At 65.9% G+C, this 14,895-nt stretch carries 18 protein-coding genes; 12 read left to right on the forward strand and 6 right to left on the reverse strand.

Going from position 1 to position 14,895, the window contains the following annotated elements; translation table 11 throughout:
• Window positions 1-44 precede the first annotated feature (44 nt).
• The gene (locus OVY29_RS06045; RefSeq protein WP_037558114.1) at window positions 45-512 is read right to left on the reverse strand and encodes a calcium-binding protein; all 468 of its coding nucleotides are present in this window, start codon (window positions 510-512) and stop codon (window positions 45-47) included.
• A gap of 22 nt (window positions 513-534) precedes the next feature.
• Window positions 535-828 carry a hypothetical protein gene (locus OVY29_RS06050; protein ID WP_313911117.1) on the reverse strand — a complete coding sequence of 98 codons (294 nt, stop codon included), beginning with the start codon at window positions 826-828 and terminating at the stop codon, window positions 535-537.
• 191 nt (window positions 829-1,019) lie between these two features.
• On the opposite strand from OVY29_RS06050, the gene purB reads away from it, so the two are divergent.
• The 3 genes from purB (at window position 1,020) to pyrF (ending at window position 3,420) form a co-directional block, all read left to right on the forward strand.
• On the forward strand, window positions 1,020-2,336 hold the full coding sequence (gene purB, locus OVY29_RS06055) for an adenylosuccinate lyase (RefSeq protein ID WP_037558117.1): 1,317 nt from the start codon (window positions 1,020-1,022) through the stop codon (window positions 2,334-2,336).
• A gap of 68 nt (window positions 2,337-2,404) precedes the next feature.
• A complete protein-coding gene (locus OVY29_RS06060) occupies window positions 2,405-2,749 on the forward strand; it encodes a lipopolysaccharide assembly protein LapA domain-containing protein (protein WP_037558119.1) in 345 nt (114 codons plus the stop codon).
• Window positions 2,746-3,420, forward strand: coding sequence for an orotidine-5'-phosphate decarboxylase (pyrF, locus tag OVY29_RS06065; RefSeq protein ID WP_037558121.1), 675 nt, complete (start codon window positions 2,746-2,748; stop codon window positions 3,418-3,420). The genes OVY29_RS06060 and pyrF overlap by 4 nt, the downstream gene beginning before the upstream one ends.
• 10 nt (window positions 3,421-3,430) lie before the next feature.
• On the opposite strand, the gene OVY29_RS06070 is transcribed toward pyrF, so the two are convergent.
• On the reverse strand, window positions 3,431-3,844 hold the full coding sequence (locus tag OVY29_RS06070) for a hypothetical protein (RefSeq protein WP_152567720.1): 414 nt from the start codon (window positions 3,842-3,844) through the stop codon (window positions 3,431-3,433).
• Window positions 3,845-3,946: 102 nt separating this feature from the next.
• Between OVY29_RS06070 and OVY29_RS06075 the strand changes: the two genes are divergently transcribed.
• The 6 genes from OVY29_RS06075 to OVY29_RS06100 all read left to right on the forward strand — a co-directional run bounded on the left by OVY29_RS06075 (window position 3,947) and on the right by OVY29_RS06100 (window position 9,078).
• Window positions 3,947-4,576: a phosphoribosylanthranilate isomerase gene (locus tag OVY29_RS06075; protein ID WP_037558125.1), complete on the forward strand. Its 630-nt coding sequence runs from the start codon at window positions 3,947-3,949 to the stop codon at window positions 4,574-4,576.
• Entirely contained in the window at window positions 4,573-5,784 is a 1,212-nt protein-coding gene (gene trpB, locus OVY29_RS06080) for a tryptophan synthase subunit beta (protein WP_037558127.1), read from the forward strand. The genes OVY29_RS06075 and trpB overlap by 4 nt, the downstream gene beginning before the upstream one ends.
• A complete protein-coding gene (locus tag OVY29_RS06085; RefSeq protein WP_037558129.1) occupies window positions 5,781-5,978 on the forward strand; it encodes a hypothetical protein in 198 nt (65 codons plus the stop codon). The genes trpB and OVY29_RS06085 overlap by 4 nt, the downstream gene beginning before the upstream one ends.
• Window positions 5,975-6,766, forward strand: a complete 792-nt coding sequence (gene trpA, locus OVY29_RS06090; RefSeq protein ID WP_037558132.1) for a tryptophan synthase subunit alpha — start codon at window positions 5,975-5,977, stop codon at window positions 6,764-6,766. The genes OVY29_RS06085 and trpA overlap by 4 nt, the downstream gene beginning before the upstream one ends.
• Complete coding sequence (gene accD / locus OVY29_RS06095; protein WP_037558135.1) at window positions 6,763-7,614, forward strand: acetyl-CoA carboxylase, carboxyltransferase subunit beta; 852 nt, start codon at window positions 6,763-6,765, stop codon at window positions 7,612-7,614. The genes trpA and accD overlap by 4 nt, the downstream gene beginning before the upstream one ends.
• A 147-nt stretch (window positions 7,615-7,761) precedes the next feature.
• Entirely contained in the window at window positions 7,762-9,078 is a 1,317-nt protein-coding gene (locus OVY29_RS06100) for a bifunctional folylpolyglutamate synthase/dihydrofolate synthase (RefSeq protein ID WP_037558137.1), read from the forward strand.
• On the opposite strand, the gene OVY29_RS06105 is transcribed toward OVY29_RS06100, so the two are convergent.
• The gene (locus OVY29_RS06105; RefSeq protein WP_152567721.1) at window positions 9,050-10,480 is read right to left on the reverse strand and encodes an AmpG family muropeptide MFS transporter; all 1,431 of its coding nucleotides are present in this window, start codon (window positions 10,478-10,480) and stop codon (window positions 9,050-9,052) included. The genes OVY29_RS06100 and OVY29_RS06105 overlap by 29 nt on opposite strands.
• 119 nt (window positions 10,481-10,599) lie before the next feature.
• Window positions 10,600-11,037: a response regulator gene (locus OVY29_RS06110; protein WP_037558139.1), complete on the reverse strand. Its 438-nt coding sequence runs from the start codon at window positions 11,035-11,037 to the stop codon at window positions 10,600-10,602.
• A 153-nt stretch (window positions 11,038-11,190) separates the two neighbouring features.
• Here OVY29_RS06110 and OVY29_RS06115 point away from each other — a divergent pair, with 153 nt between their 5' ends.
• The 3 genes from OVY29_RS06115 to OVY29_RS06125 are packed head-to-tail and all read left to right on the forward strand — an operon-like array spanning window position 11,191 to window position 13,585.
• Window positions 11,191-12,051: a pseudouridine synthase gene (locus OVY29_RS06115; protein ID WP_313911118.1), complete on the forward strand. Its 861-nt coding sequence runs from the start codon at window positions 11,191-11,193 to the stop codon at window positions 12,049-12,051.
• Window positions 12,051-12,602 (forward strand): 16S rRNA (guanine(966)-N(2))-methyltransferase RsmD, encoded by a 552-nt coding sequence (gene rsmD / locus OVY29_RS06120; RefSeq protein WP_037558143.1) that lies wholly within the window; start codon window positions 12,051-12,053, stop codon window positions 12,600-12,602. Before OVY29_RS06115 ends, rsmD begins: the two co-directional genes overlap by 1 nt.
• A gap of 50 nt (window positions 12,603-12,652) precedes the next feature.
• On the forward strand, window positions 12,653-13,585 hold the full coding sequence (locus OVY29_RS06125; protein WP_037558145.1) for a DMT family transporter: 933 nt from the start codon (window positions 12,653-12,655) through the stop codon (window positions 13,583-13,585).
• Here the strand turns inward: OVY29_RS06125 and OVY29_RS06130 are convergent.
• Window positions 13,566-14,852 (reverse strand): MFS transporter, encoded by a 1,287-nt coding sequence (locus OVY29_RS06130; RefSeq protein ID WP_235211628.1) that lies wholly within the window; start codon window positions 14,850-14,852, stop codon window positions 13,566-13,568. The two genes, OVY29_RS06125 and OVY29_RS06130, sit on opposite strands and share 20 nt — an antisense overlap.
• Window positions 14,853-14,895 lie beyond the last annotated feature (43 nt).

A 14,895-nucleotide genomic window follows, 5' to 3' on the forward strand; every position in this document is an offset into this window, starting at 1 on the left:
GCCGCCGGATCGCTCCGACGGCCGCACCACCCCGCGAGGCGCGCTTAGGCGCCGCGCGACAGGAAACCGGTAAGTTCGGTCTTGTTCACGCCGCCCGACTTGTCGCCGTCGGCCGATGCGAACGCCTGACCGATCCAGCTCTTCACCTCGGCCGATTCGACATCGGCGGCGGGGTCGGTCGCGGCACGCAGCTTCTTCATCCACGCACCGAATTCGGTCTCGTTGAGATCGCCATTCTTGTCCCCGTCATAAGTCGGGAATTCCTGATCGACGATCTGCGCGATCTGCGTCGGCGTCGCCGCACCCGACTGCGCGGGTTCGGTCGCAGCCGGCGGCGTCGAAGAATCGGGCGCCGGAGCCGGAGCGGTCGTGTCCGGCGTCGTCGTGTCGGGCATCGGAGCCGGCTCGGTCGTCGTCGGCGGATTCATCGGATCCGAAGCCGGCGGGGTCGTCTGAGCCAGCGCCGGGAAACTCACGGCGGCGGCGCCGATCAAAAGCATCTGTTTCAACATGGTCTATCTCCAGTGTAGCGGATTATTCCGGTTCCGACTCGGGCTTTTCCTCATCGTCCGGAGCGGGCTGATCGGCCGGAGGGGTCGGCTCAGCCGCGGGGGGCGTGTCGCTGGGGACCGCGTCCTCGGTCGGCGCCTCGTCAGCAGGCTTGGTTTCGTCCATGGGGGTGCTGTCCGGAGCAGGCGCGGTGCTATCGGTGGGAGCCGGCGGCGTCTGGGTCGTCGGAGCCTGCTCTTCGCTTGCCGGGGGAGTGGTCTGGGCCAGGGCGGGGAAGCTGATGGCCGCTGCGCCGATCAAAAGCACTTTTTTCAACACATTCATTCTCCTGTATCGGCGACCTTGATTGATCGGTCGCCTTTCTGATGGGGCGAAAGATCAACACACCGGATTTCGGCAAAGTTGCCGCTGCGGGAGATTTGGCGAAACGCCCCGTCCCTGCTACGGGGCGCCCCGTCCCGGTTACGCGGGGATTCCGCGACAAGCCGCCCGAAAAGGAAGGAAATTCAATGGTTCCGCGTTACGCACGGCCGGAAATGACCGCGATCTGGTCGGCCGAGAATCGCTTTCGCATCTGGTTCGAGATCGAAGCGCACGCGACCGACGCCCTCGCCGAACTCGGCACCGTCCCCAAATCCGCTGCCAAGGCGCTGTGGGACTGGTGGGCGACGAACCCTACGATCGACGTGGCCGCGATCGATGCGATCGAAGCGGTGACCAAGCATGACGTCATCGCCTTCCTGACCTGGGTTGCCGAAAATGTCGGCGACGAAGCCCGTTTCATGCACCAGGGCATGACGAGCTCCGATGTGCTCGACACCTGCCTCGCGGTCCAGCTTGCCCAAGCGGCCGATATCCTGCTCGCCGACCTCGACGCGCTCCTCGATGCGATCAAGCGCCGGGCCTATGAGCACAAGCTGACCCCGACGATCGGCCGCAGCCACGGCATTCACGCTGAGCCCGTCACTTTCGGGCTGAAGCTGGCCGAGGCCTATGCCGAATTTTCGCGCTGCAAGCTGCGCCTCCAGGCCGCGCGCGCAGAGATCGCGACCTGCGCAGTGTCGGGTGCGGTCGGCACCTTCGCCAATATCGATCCGCGCGTCGAAGCGCATGTCGCCGCCAAGCTCGGCCTGTCGATCGAGCCCGTTTCGACGCAGGTCATCCCGCGCGATCGCCATGCTATGTTCTTCGCGGTGCTCGGCGTCATCGCCTCGTCGATCGAGCGCCTTGCGGTCGAGGTCCGCCACCTCCAGCGCACCGAAGTGCTCGAGGCCGAGGAATATTTCTCGCCCGGACAGAAGGGCTCATCGGCGATGCCGCACAAGCGCAATCCGGTGCTCACCGAAAATCTGACCGGCCTTGCGCGCATGGTGCGCAGCGCCGCCATCCCCGCGATGGAAAATGTCGCGCTGTGGCACGAGCGCGACATCAGCCACTCGTCGGTCGAACGCTTCATCGGCCCCGACGCGACGATCACGCTCGACTTCGCGCTCGCGCGGCTGACCGGGGTCGTCGACAAGCTGCTCGTCTATCCCGAGCGGATGCAAAAGAATCTCGACCGGATGGGCGGCCTCGTCCATTCGCAGCGCGTGCTGCTGGCGCTGACGCAGGCGGGCGCCAGCCGCGAGGACAGTTATGCGCTGGTCCAGCGCAACGCGATGAAGGTGTGGGAATCGGACGGCCAGCTCTCGCTGCTCGAACTGCTGAAGGCCGACGCCGATGTGACCGCGCGGCTGTCGGCGGATCAGCTCACGGAACTTTTCGACCTCGGCTATCATATGAAGCATGTCGACACGATCTTCGAGAGGGTGTTCAAAGCGGCCTAGCCGCGGGCTGGAAACGCGCGGCATTCTGTCATAGTGTCGTCGCCGGATCGACAGAGGAGCAAGACGAAGTGGGAATCCTGCGTACGATCATCTGGGTCTTGCTAACCGCCGTGCTCGTCATCTTCGCGATGGCGAACTGGCAAGTCGTCACCGTCACGATCTGGCCGGGCTGGGAAGCCGAGACCAAATTGCCCGTCGTCATCTTCGCTTCGTTCCTGATCGGCAGCGTGCCGATGTGGGTCGCACTGCGCACGACGCGCTGGTCGCTGAAGCGCCGCCTCGACGCCAGCGAGCGGCAGGCCGCCGACCTGCGCGCGCTCGCCAACCGTCCGGTCGCCCCTGCCCCCGCGACTGAGCCGGTGAACGATATTCCGCCCGCCCCCACTGACCTCTTCTCGACGGACAAGCCATGACCTCCCCGCTTTACCTCGCCATCGATACCACGCACCTCGATGCCGCGCTGACGCTCGCGCAGAAGGTGCGGCGCCATGTCGGCGGGTTGAAACTGGGCCTCGAATTCTTCTGCGCCAACGGCCACCATGGCGTGCACGAGATGGCGAAACTCGGCCTGCCGATCTTTCTCGACCTCAAGCTTCACGATATTCCGAATACGGTGGCGAAGGCGATCCAGGCGCTGCGTCCACTCGAACCCGCGGTGCTGACCGTTCACGCCGCGGGCGGCCGCGCGATGCTCGAAGAGGCCAAGGCGGTGGCCGGCGCCAATACGAAAGTCGTCGCGGTCACCGTGCTCACCAGCCTCGACGCGCCCGATCTCGACGACATCGGCGTCGGCGGCACCCCGCACGATCAGGTCGTGCGCCTCGCTGCGCTGGCGCGCAAAGCCGGGCTCGACGGTATCGTCTGCTCGGGCCAGGAGGTGAAAGCCGCGCGCAAGGCATGGCCCGGCGGCTATTTCGTCGTCCCCGGCGTCCGCCCTGCGAACGGCAAGAGCGGCGACCAGAAACGCATCGTGACGCCGGCGCAGGCGATGTCGGACGGCGCCTCGATCCTCGTCGTCGGCCGCCCGATCAGCCAGTCGGCCGACCCCGATCTCGCCGCGCGCGAAATCGAGGCGACGCTTTAAAGGGCAGGCCTCAGTTCATGATCAGCGCTTGCGACTGGATATTGTAGCCGACAAGCATCGGTCCCTTCGGCGACGATTTGAAGGTAAAGGTTTCGGTCGCGTCGCCCTTTTCATATTTCGTTTGCATATTGAGCACGATCAACGTCGCGCTCCCGTAATTGACCCGCCACCCCTGCTGCGTCGATTTCCCTGCTTTGCCGAGCTTGCGTTGAACGACTCCCAGAAACTCCTCAAACTCCACAATATCGGCGGTGTTCTGCATTTCATCTGCCGATCCGAAATAGATGTCGTCAAACTTTCCCGCATTCGCAGACGCGTGAAAAGCGGCAACGGCCTTTTCCGATGCTGCAAGCTCTGCGGTCGCATTGACCGGATTGCAGGCGGCGAGACAAAGGCACGATAAAGCCAGCAATAATCGATACACCGCACTCTCCCCCTTGAGCGGAACCTAGCATAATGCCCGGGACTGCCAATATGCCCTACATCGACGGTTGCCTCGACGCCGATTGACGAGCAAAGAGCGGCCATGCTCCCTCTCGTCAAAATCTGCGGGCTGTCGACGCCCGAAACGGTTGACGCCGCCATTCACGGCGGCGCGACGCATATCGGCCTCGTCCATTATGAGCCGAGCCCGCGTCACGTCGACCTCAAGACCGCGGCAGCGTTGCGCAAGCGCGCGGGGCCGCATGTCAAGGTCGCGCTGTTGCTCGTCAACGCCTCGCAGCAGTTGACTGGCGATGCACTCGGCATGGTGCGGCCGGACATCATCCAGTTCCACGGCAGCGAGACGCCCGAATGGCTTGCGGTCGTGAAGCGGCTCGCGCCGGCGGAAATCTGGAAGGCGGTGGGGTTGAAGGATTCCGAGACTCTGGTGCGGATGCAGAAATATCACGGGATCGCCGACCGCATCCTGTTCGATGCCCCCGCGGCCGCCCTGCCCGGCGGGACGGGAACGCGGTTCGACTGGTCGCTGCTCAAGAACCACCGCCACACGATGGACTGGGGCATCGCAGGCGGACTGACGCCGGGCAATGTCGCTCAGGCGCTCGCCGAAACCGGCGCCCCGCTCGTCGATGTCTCGTCGGGCGTCGAAAGCGCGCCGGGCGTCAAGGATGTGGACAAGATCGCGGCTTTCCTTAAAGCGGCGGGTCGATGACCGACCTACCCAACAGCCTCCGCACCCAGCCCGACGAGCGCGGCCATTTCGGCCAGTTCGGCGGCCGCTATGTCGCCGAAACGCTGATGCCGCTGATCCTCGACCTCGAACGCCATTATCGCGCGGCGCAGCAGGACAATGCTTTCAAAGCCGAGTTCGACGATCTGCTCAAAAATTATGTCGGCCGCCCGAGCCCGCTGTGGTTCGCGCAGCGGCTGACCGAGCACCTCGGCGGGGCGAAGATTTACCTCAAGCGCGAGGATCTCAACCATACCGGCGCGCACAAGATCAACAATTGCATCGGCCAGATCCTGCTCGCCAAGCGGATGGGCAAGACGAAGATCATCGCCGAAACCGGCGCGGGCCAGCACGGCGTCGCGACCGCGACCGTCGCCGCGCTCTTCGGCCTGCCCTGCACCATCTTCATGGGCGCGGTCGACGTCGCACGGCAGCAGCCGAACGTGTTCCGCATGAAACTGCTCGGCGCCGAAGTCGTCGCGGTCGAAAGCGGCGCGAAGACGCTGAAGGACGCGATGAACGAGGCCCTGCGCCACTGGGTCGCGAACGTCCACGACACCTTCTACATCATCGGCACGGTAGCGGGGCCGCACCCCTATCCCGAACTCGTCCGCGATTTCCAGTCGGTGATCGGCGACGAGGCGCGGGCGCAGATATTGGAAGCCGAGGGGCGCCTCCCCGACATGCTGATCGCGCCGGTGGGCGGCGGTTCGAATGCGATCGGGCTGTTCCATCCCTTCCTCGACGACGAAAGCGTCGAGATCGTCGGGGTCGAGGCGGCAGGCGAAGGCCTCGACGGCAAGCACGCCGCCAGCCTCGCAGGCGGACGCCCCGGCATCCTCCACGGCAACAAGACCTATCTGCTCCAGGACGAGGACGGCCAGATCACCGAGGCGCACAGCATCTCGGCGGGGCTCGACTATCCGGGTATCGGGCCCGAACATAGCTGGCTCCACGAAATCGGCCGCGTCCGTTACGAACCCGTCACCGACGCCGAGGCGCTCGCGAGCTTTCAGAAGCTGACGAAGCTCGAAGGCATCATCCCCGCGCTCGAAAGCGCGCACGCAATCGCTGCCGCCGAACGCATCGCGCCGACGCTGGGCAAGGACAAGATCATCATCGTCAATTGCTCGGGCCGGGGGGACAAGGATATCTTCACCGTGGCCGATGCGTTGGGAGTTTCGTTGTGAAGCCCGATCAACGTCGCGCGCTCGTCGTCTTTCTGATCGCCGCAGCCGTTCAGGCACTCGGCTTTCCGCTGATCAGCAGGATCTTCGGCCTCGGCGACCGGTTCCAGTCGCCGTCCTGGGTGGTCGTCGTTCTTGTGTCGTTGATGTTCGTGTGGCTCGATAAGGCCGCCAACCAGAAAAAGCCCGCCGAATGACCCGCTTCGCCGCCACCTTCGCCAAGCCGCGCCCCGCGCTCGTCGCCTTCATCACCGGTGGCGACGGCGATACCGCCGCGAACCTCGACGCGCTCGTTTCGGGGGGGGCCGACGTGATCGAGCTCGGCATGCCCTTCACCGATCCGATGGCCGACGGCCCCGCGATCCAGGCTGCGAACCTGCGCAGCCTTGCCAAGGGCACGACGACCGCCGATTTGTTCGCGATTGCCGCCGCTTTTCGCCAGCGCCACTCCGACACGCCGCTCGTCCTGATGGGCTATGCCAATCCGATGACGATCCGCGGCCCCGAATGGTTCGCCGACGAATGCGCGAAGGCCGGGGTCGACGGCGTGATCTGCGTCGACATTCCGTCCGAGGAAGACGCCGAACTCGGCCCCGCGCTCCGCGCCGCGGGGGTCGACCCGATCCGCCTCGCGACGCCGACAACCGACGCCGCGCGCCTGCCCGACGTGCTGAATGGCGCCGGCGGTTTCCTCTACTATGTCTCGGTCGCGGGCATCACCGGGCTCCAGCAGGCCGCGCAGGCGAGTATCGAGGGCGCCGTCGCGCGTCTGAAAGCCGCGACCGACCTGCCCGTGGCGGTCGGCTTCGGCGTCCGCACCCCCGAACAGGCCGCGCAGATCGCCAAGGTCGCCGACGGCGTCGTCGTCGGGTCGGCGTTTATCGACATCATCGCCGAACATGGCGACGCCGCGGCGCCGCATGTCGAGGCTTTCACCCGCACCCTCGCCGATGCTATCCATAGCGCCAAGGAGATCGCCGCATGAGCTGGCTCGACCGCGTCCGCAACGCGCTGCCCTTCGGGGCGAAACGCGACACCGCCGACAATCTCTGGCACAAATGCCGCCAATGCCAACAGATGGTGTTCGTCAAGGAATGGCAGGACAATCTGAACGTCTGCCCGCGCTGCGACCATCACGACCGCATCGGCGCCAAGGAACGCTTTGCGCAGCTCTTCGACGGCGGCTTGCACGAGTTGATCGCTGCCCCCGCGGCGCCCGAAGATCCGCTGAAGTTCCGCGACACCAAGAAATATGTCGACCGCATCAAGGCGGCGCGCGCGCAGACCGGCGACCGCGACGCCTATCAGAATGCGTTCGGCCGTATCTCGGGCCAGGGCGCGGTGATCGGCGTCCAGGATTTCGCCTTCATGGGCGGGTCGATGGGCGTCGCCGTTGGCGAAGCCTTTGTCGCGGGGGTCGAGGATGCGATCAAGCGCGGCGTCCCCTATATCGCGATCACCGCGGCGGGCGGCGCGCGGATGCAGGAAGGCACGCTGTCGCTGATGCAGATGCCGCGCGCCACCGTGGCGCTCGCGCGCCTGCGCCGCGCCGGCCTGCCCTATGTGGTGCTGCTCACCGATCCGACCACCGGTGGCGTCACCGCCAGCTATGCGATGCTCGGCGACATCCAGATCAGTGAGCCCAAGGCGCTGATCGGCTTCGCAGGCCAGCGCGTGATCGAGAATACGATCCGCGAAAAACTGCCCGAAGGCTTCCAGCGCGCCGAATATCTGCTCGACCACGGGATGATCGACATGGTCGTCCACCGCAAGAACCTGCCCGAAACGCTGGGGCGCCTGATCGGTTATCTGGCGCCCGAGAAGGCGGCCTAAGCGGACCCGGCGACAGGCCTTTTCCTTCGTCACCCCGGACTTGATCCGGGGTCCATACGACCGCAGCGGCAAATGGATGCCGGATCAGGTCCGGCATGACGAACGAGAAGCAGGCCCTGACGACCGTCCCACGATCAAGGCTCGACCATGCCCGACCACGCCTACAGCTCCGACCCCGCGGTCCAAACGCAGCTCGATCGGCTCGCCGCGCTGTCGCCGGGGCGCGACATTCTTGGGCTCGAGCGGATCGCTGAACTCTGCGCGCGGCTCGGCAATCCGCAGCTCCAGCTTCCGCGCACCTTTCATGTCGCGGGCACCAACGGCAAGGGATCGACCTGCGCCTATCTCCGCGCGATCCTCGAAGCGCAGGGGCGCCGCGTCCACGCCTATACAAGCCCGCATCTCGTCCGTTTCAACGAACGCATCCGCCTCGCCGGAACGCTGATCGACGATATGCTGCTCGCCGCCCTCCTCGAAGAAGTGCTCGACGAGGCGGCCGACCTGCAGGCGAGCTTTTTCGAAGTCACCACCGCCGCCGCCTTCCTAGCCTTCGCCCGCATCCCCGCCGACGACTGCATCATCGAAGTTGGGCTCGGCGGACGTCTCGACGCGACCAACATCATCCCGCCCCCTGCGGTCGCGGGCATCGCCTCGCTCGGCATCGACCACGAAGCCTTCCTGCTCGCGCCCGAAGCCGGGACGCCCAACGATCCGGCAATGCGGATCGCGTGGGAAAAAGCCGGAATCATAAAGCCCGAGACCCCCGTCGCGACGCTTGCCTATCCGCCGCATGTGCGCGACACCGTCGCCGCCAAGGTCGCCGATGTCGGCGCCACGCTCTTTCCGGAGGGCGACGGCTGGACAATCCAGCAAGAAGATGACGCTTTTCGCTGGACCTCGAAACTGGGCTCGGTCGCGCCGTTGCTGCACCCGCGCATGACGGGCGCACACCAGATGCGCAACGCCGGGCTCGCCATCGCGATGCTGCGACTCGCTCCCAATCCGCAGCCAACCGACGACGCGATCGTAGGCGGTGTCGCAAATGCCTTCTGGCCGGCCCGCATGCAGCGCCTCGGCGCAGGACCGCTCGCCGACCTGCTGCCTGACCGCGCCGAGATTTGGCTCGATGGCGCCCATAATATCGATGCGGGTTTCGCGCTCGCACGGCAATTTGCAGGCGAACCGCGGCGCATCCACCTCGTCACCGGAATGCTCGCGAACAAGGATCCCGCCGCGATTATCGCGCCGCTTGCCGGTCGCCTTGCCAGCCTGACCGTCGTCCCGGTACCGGGGCACGCGCATCATGACGCCGCCGCCTTTGGGTCCGATGCGAAAACCGCCGTCTCGGTCGGTGACGCGCTTCGCGAACTCGACGTAGACCCTGCGCGCGAAATCGTGCTGATCGCGGGCTCGCTCTACCTCGCCGGCGAAGTGCTCAGCGCGAACCGGGAACTGCCGGAATAGGCTTGTCCTCTTCGGGGTGCGCGAGCTCGTGCCCGTCATCCTCGGTGCTTGGCTGGCGTACCGTCTGCACCACGAAACCCTTCTTCCAGAGAATCCAGAGCAGCAGCATTCCGGGCACGGCGATAGCGACGGTGAACAGCCAGAAACCGACCCAGCCGAGCCCTTCGGCAATATATCCGCCCGGCGCGGCGAGCCAGGTGCGCCCGACCGCCGCGAAGGACGATAGCAGCGCGAACTGCGTCGCAGTATAGGCGAGGCTCGACAGACCCGAGAGATAGGTGACGAATACCGTCAGCCCGATGCCGCTGGTAAAATTCTCGGTTCCCACCGCGATCGCGAGCATCAGCGGCGAATGACCGACCGAGGCGAGCACGGCGAACAGCAGGTTGCTGAACATCATCAACAGGCCCGAGACCAGCAGCGCGCGTCCCATGCCGAGCCACGCTATGAACGGCGCCGCGACCGCCGATCCGACGATCAGCGCGACGAAACCGACGCCTTTGTTGATCGCGACGAATTCGGTGTCGGTGAATCCCAGCTCGACGATCATCGGATTGAGCATCCCCTGCCCCATCGCATCGCCGACCTTGTAGACGAGGACGAAGAGCAGGATCAGCACAGCGCCATGGCGCGTGAAGAATTCGCGGAATGGATTCACCACCGTGTCCTGCAGCCAACTGCCGAAGCTCTGGCCCGCAGCGCGCGCGCGGCTGGGATCGAAGCGTCCGGGCCCCGCATAAAGCGCGCCGAGCAGCGCCGGCAGCACGGCGAGCCCGGTAAAGCCATAGGCGACCGCCCAGCCGAGGTTGAACCCCTCGGGCGACGCCAGCGCGATTGTTCCAACACCCGCGATCAGATTACCCGTCCGATATCCGAACTGGTTCATCGCGGTGCCGTGCGGCAATTCGGCGTCGCTCAATATCTCGATGCGATAGGCATCGATGACGATGTCCTGCGTCGCCGACAGGAAAGCGACGATGATCGCCCAGAAGGCGAAGGCGGCCAGATTGTCATTGGTCGGGTTACTCGTCCCCAGCTGCCAGATCGCGACGACCAGAAGCGCCTGGATGAAGAACAGCCAGCCGCGCCTTTGCCCGAACGTCTTGGTCAGAAAAGGCAGAGGCAGCCGGTCGACAAGCGGCGCCCAGAGGAATTTCAACGTATAGGGCGTTGTCAGCCCGATCGCGAAGCCGATCGTCGATTTTTCGATCCCGACCTTGGATAGCCAAAAGGTCATAGTCCCCAGCAGCAACGTGAGCGGAAAGCCGCTCGAAATGCCGAGCAGAAAGGCGACGATCGGCATCGGCTTGCGATAGGGCGCGAAGCTCGGGATCACGAACGCCAGGCCGATAACGAGCGCGATCACGAGGAGCAGTATCAAAGAATCGAGCCCAAGCTGCATCGCGAACCTCCCCATATCCGCTCATGCGGACCCTCGGAGGTGAAAGGCCTAAAGCCTTGGCCTCAAATTGGAAGCGGCTAAATGGCGGATCGACCGCGCCAACGCTCGACCGGTCGCGCTCAAGCGGCTTCGGGTCGCCAAAAAGTCGTCAGCCCGCTTACCTTGCGCGGCGCCTCATTCTTGCAGATCATCGTTTCGAGCGCCTTCAGCGCCGCGACGAGCGCCGACGCGCTGTGCGGCTTGCCGAGGCAGGCGAGCGCGATCTCGCTCGCGTCGGCGGGGCAACGACCCGTCACCAGCAGCACTGCGATCCCGCGGTCGCGCGCCAGCCTTGCCACTTCGCGCCCGGTCATGTGGCCCGCAAGCCCCAGGTCGAGCACCAGCGCGTCGACCGGCTCGGCCGCCATCACCGCCACTGCGGCCTCGCCCGAATCGACGGTCGCGACGACCTGGTACCCGCCGTGTTTCAGCGTGTGTTCATTGTCGAAAGCGGTCAGCGGATCATCCTCGATGATCAGCAGCCGCTTGATGCAGGTCGGGCGGGACGCGAAGAGCATAGTTACTCCCTTTGACGTCGCCATGACTCGCTCCGCGCCGTCCCGCAAGATCGCTTCTGCTTGCCATCGACGAAGCGGGTCTTTTCCGGCTATGAGCGTGATCACGACGCAACACTCTCCCCTGAAAACGACAAGAAAGCCGCATCCGTTCCGATGACGACCCGCCGCCCGCCTCGCTCGACGTCTCGCCCCGCCGCAAACCGCCCCCCCGCAGGCCGCGACGCCCCGAAAGGCCGCCGCGACGCGCGCGGCGCCGCATCGGCGCTCAAAACCAAGCCCACCGAAGAGCGCGAGGACGGGCCGCAGCGCATCGCCAAGCTGCTCGCGCGCGCCGGCGTCGGATCGCGCCGCGACGTCGAGCGGATGATCGAGGAAGGGCGGATCGCGCTGAACGGCGAGGTGATCGCCCAGCCCGCGCCTTTGCTCGCCTCGCTCGACGGGCTGACGGTCGACGGCAATCCGGTCGCCAAGCCCGTATCGACGCGGCTCTATCGCTTCCACAAGCCCGCCGGCTGCCTCACCGCCGCGCGCGATCCCAAGGGACGCAAGACGATCTACGACCTCTTGCCCAAGGGACTGCCGCGCCTGATGCCCGTCGGCCGCCTCGACTATAATACCGAGGGGCTGCTGCTGCTCACCAACGACGGCGAGTTCAAGCGCCAGCTCGAATTGCCCGCGAGCGGAGTCGAACGCACCTATCGCGCCCGCGCCTTCGGCGACATCAGCCAGGCGCAGCTCGAGGAACTGGCGATGGGGATCGAGATCGATGGCGTGCGCTATGGCAAGATCGACGCCAATCTCGAACGCCGCACGGGGCGCAACCAGTGGGTCGAATTGACGCTGACCGAAGGCAAGAACCGCGAAGTCCGCCGCGTCCTCGAACATTTCGGGCTGCAGGTCAGCCGCCTGATCCGCACCCGCTACGGCGAATTCACCCTCGCCGGGCTCGACATGGGCGCGGTCGAGGTCGTGCCGCGCGACGAACTCTTCAAGTTCCGCCGGCGTTTGAGCTGATGCGCGTGATTTCGGGCGAATGGCGCGGGCGCAAGCTGCTCGCACCGAAGAACGACGCCACCCGCCCCACGGCCGATCGCACGCGCGAAACGCTCTTTTCGATGCTCGCGAGCCGTCTCGGCAGCTTCGAGGGGCTCTATGTCGCCGATCTTTTCGCGGGATCGGGGGCGCTCGGGATCGAGGCGCTGTCGCGCGGCGCCGAACAATGTCTGTTCGCCGAGCAGGATCGCGATGCGCTCGACGCGCTCCGTAAGAATCTGGGAGCGCTCGGCGCAACGCCGCGCGCGGACATTCGCGCCGGATCGGTCCTGGCGCTGGGTCCGGCAAGGCGCACTTACGACCTCCTGATGCTCGACGCCCCCTATGACACGGGTGCAGGGAGTGTCGCGCTCGACAAGCTGGGCCGCCTCGGCTGGATCGGGCCCGACAGCTGGATCTCGGTCGAAACGGCGCATAACGAGAATGTGGACGTCGCCGGCTTCGAAATCGACGCCGAGCGTAAGGTCGGCAAGGCGAAGCTGACGCTGCTTGTGCGGGCGGGCGGGCTTTGACCGCAAGAAGCGGGACGTTGCGCTCCCCGGTTCGCCGCTAGGGCCGCGCCATGACCGCACCGATCAACCTCCGTATGGGCGCCGCCGAATGGGCCATGTTGATCCTGCTCTCGGTCCTCTGGGGCGGTTCCTTCTTCTTTCTCGGGGTCGCCCTGCGCGAGGTGCCGCCCTTCACCCTCGTCCTCGCCCGCCTCGGCCTCTCGTCGCTGCTGATGCTGGGTTTCATGGCCGCGACGCGTCGCGCGATGCCGCGCCGCGCCGGGCTATGGCCCGCGCTTTTTCTTCTGGCGCTGCTCAACACCGCGCTCCCCTTTTCGCTTTTCGCCTATGCGCAGACCCAGATCGCCAGCGGCCTCGCCTCGATCCTCAACGCGACCACGCCGCTCTGGGGCGTGATCGTCGCGCACCTCTTCACCCTTGACGAAAAGGCCACGCCCGCGAAGCTCACCGGGGTCTGCGCTGGTCTTGCCGGGGTTGCCGTGATGATCGGCGGCGCCGCGCTATCGGGGATCGGCACCAACTTGTCCGCGCAATTGGCGTGCCTCGGCGCAACGCTGTGCTACGCGCTCGCCGGCGTCTATGGCCGCCGTTTCCGTGCGTGGGGCGTCGGTCCGCTCGACGTCGCGACCGGGCAGCTGATCGCGGGAACATTGCTTATCCTGCCCGTCGCGCTGTTCGTCGACGCGCCCTGGCGGCTCGCGCTCCCGGGAACGACCACGCTGCTCGCGATCGGCGGGCTCGCGCTGTTTTCGACCACAGTCGCCTATTTCCTCTATTTCAGCCTGATCGCGCGCGCCGGCGCGACCAACACGCTGCTCGTCACATTGCTCATTCCGGTCACCGCGATCCTGCTCGGCACGCTGCTGCTAGGCGAAGTGTTGTTGCCGCGGCACTGGGTCGGCATGGCGCTGATCGCCGCCGGGCTGGTTGCGATCGACGGCCGCCTCGTCGACCGTTTTTGGCTCAACCGGCTTCGGGTCTGAGCATCCGCGCGCGGACCATCAGCAGGCCGAGCCAGCTCACAATCCCGGCAAGCGCCAGATAATAGCCCACGGTTTCGGTCCCGCCGCGTTCGGCCAACGCCTGCGCGATGATCGGCGCCATCGCGCCGCCCAGGATGCCGCCCGCGTTGAACGCCACCGACGCCCCCGTATAGCGCACGCGCACCGGAAACAGCCCGGTTAGCCAGCTTCCGAGCGGGCCATAGACCAGCCCCATCACGAACAGCGCTGTCGCCAGCCCGAGGAATATCAGCGGCCAGCTTTCCGACGCCAGTGATGGCCCGAACAGGAAACCGATCAGGATCGTCGCGCCGCAGCCCCAGCTCAGCACACGCTGCGCGCTCGACGCGTCGCTCCAATAGCCCGCGACGATGATCCCGGCGGCCATGAACAGGATCGCGCCGAGCTGGATCAGCAGGAACTGCTCCTTAGGATAGCCGAGTGCGGTCGTCCCGTGCGCGAGCGCGAAGCTGGTCGCGAGATAGAAGATCGCAAAACAGGCGACGACCGCGAAGGTCCCCGCGAGCGTCGCGACCAGATGGTGCCGGAATAGCTCGCCGAGCGGCACCGCGACCGGCGCTTCCTTGGCGACGGCTTGGGCGAAATCGGGCGTCTCGCCGATCTTCAACCGCACCCACAGCCCCAGTCCGACGAGCACCGCCGACAGCAGGAACGGTATGCGCCAGCCCCAGGCGGCAAAGTCGGCGTCGCTCAGCCCCAGCCCCAGAAGCAGGAACAGGCCGTTCGCGGCGATGAAGCCGACCGGCGCGCCCAATTGCGGAAACATGCCGAAGCGCGATTTCCATCCCGGCGGCGCATTCTCGACCGCGAGCAGCGCTGCCCCGCCCCATTCGCCGCCGAGCCCGAAGCCCTGCCCGAAGCGCAGGATGCACAGCAGCAGCGGCGCGACCCAGCCAACCATCGCATAGGTCGGCAGGAAGGCGATCAGCAAGGTCGAGGCACCCATCAGCATCAGCGAGGCGACGAGGGTCGACTTGCGCCCGATCCGGTCGCCATAATGGCCGAAGACGATCGCCCCGACGGGCCGCGCGAAAAAGGCGAGCCCGAACGTCATGAAGCTGTACATCAGCTGCGCCGAGGCCGAACTTTCGGGAAAGAAGAGCGGCCCGAACACCAGCGCTGCCGCGGTGCCATAGATGTAGAAATCATAAAATTCGACCGCGGTGCCGGCGAGGCTCGCGGTCAGGATGCGTCGATGCTGTCGATAGGGTGCCAGATCCACGGGCAACGCCCCTCCCCTTCAAAGTTGGCGACGCTTTGGGCGCGCGTTC

The organism is Sphingopyxis sp. SE2 (genome assembly GCF_032227185.1).
In the GTDB taxonomy this organism is placed as follows: Bacteria; Pseudomonadota; Alphaproteobacteria; order Sphingomonadales; family Sphingomonadaceae; genus Sphingopyxis.

Bases quoted from the DNA above. Each gene is read 5' to 3' on its own strand.
- OVY29_RS06045 (WP_037558114.1), bottom strand. From the start codon at position 512: ATGTTGAAACAGATGCTTTTGATCGGCGCCGCCGCCGTGAGTTTCCCG.
- purB (WP_037558117.1), top strand. From the start codon at position 1,020: ATGGTTCCGCGTTACGCACGGCCGGAAATGACCGCGATCTGGTCGGCC.
- pyrF (WP_037558121.1), top strand. From the start codon at position 2,746: ATGACCTCCCCGCTTTACCTCGCCATCGATACCACGCACCTCGATGCC.
- OVY29_RS06075 (WP_037558125.1), top strand. From the start codon at position 3,947: ATGCTCCCTCTCGTCAAAATCTGCGGGCTGTCGACGCCCGAAACGGTT.
- trpB (WP_037558127.1), top strand. From the start codon at position 4,573: ATGACCGACCTACCCAACAGCCTCCGCACCCAGCCCGACGAGCGCGGC.
- trpA (WP_037558132.1), top strand. From the start codon at position 5,975: ATGACCCGCTTCGCCGCCACCTTCGCCAAGCCGCGCCCCGCGCTCGTC.
- accD (WP_037558135.1), top strand. From the start codon at position 6,763: ATGAGCTGGCTCGACCGCGTCCGCAACGCGCTGCCCTTCGGGGCGAAA.
- OVY29_RS06100 (WP_037558137.1), top strand. From the start codon at position 7,762: ATGCCCGACCACGCCTACAGCTCCGACCCCGCGGTCCAAACGCAGCTC.
- OVY29_RS06105 (WP_152567721.1), bottom strand. From the start codon at position 10,480: ATGCAGCTTGGGCTCGATTCTTTGATACTGCTCCTCGTGATCGCGCTC.
- OVY29_RS06110 (WP_037558139.1), bottom strand. From the start codon at position 11,037: ATGCTCTTCGCGTCCCGCCCGACCTGCATCAAGCGGCTGCTGATCATC.
- OVY29_RS06115 (WP_313911118.1), top strand. From the start codon at position 11,191: ATGACGACCCGCCGCCCGCCTCGCTCGACGTCTCGCCCCGCCGCAAAC.
- rsmD (WP_037558143.1), top strand. From the start codon at position 12,051: ATGCGCGTGATTTCGGGCGAATGGCGCGGGCGCAAGCTGCTCGCACCG.
- OVY29_RS06125 (WP_037558145.1), top strand. From the start codon at position 12,653: ATGACCGCACCGATCAACCTCCGTATGGGCGCCGCCGAATGGGCCATG.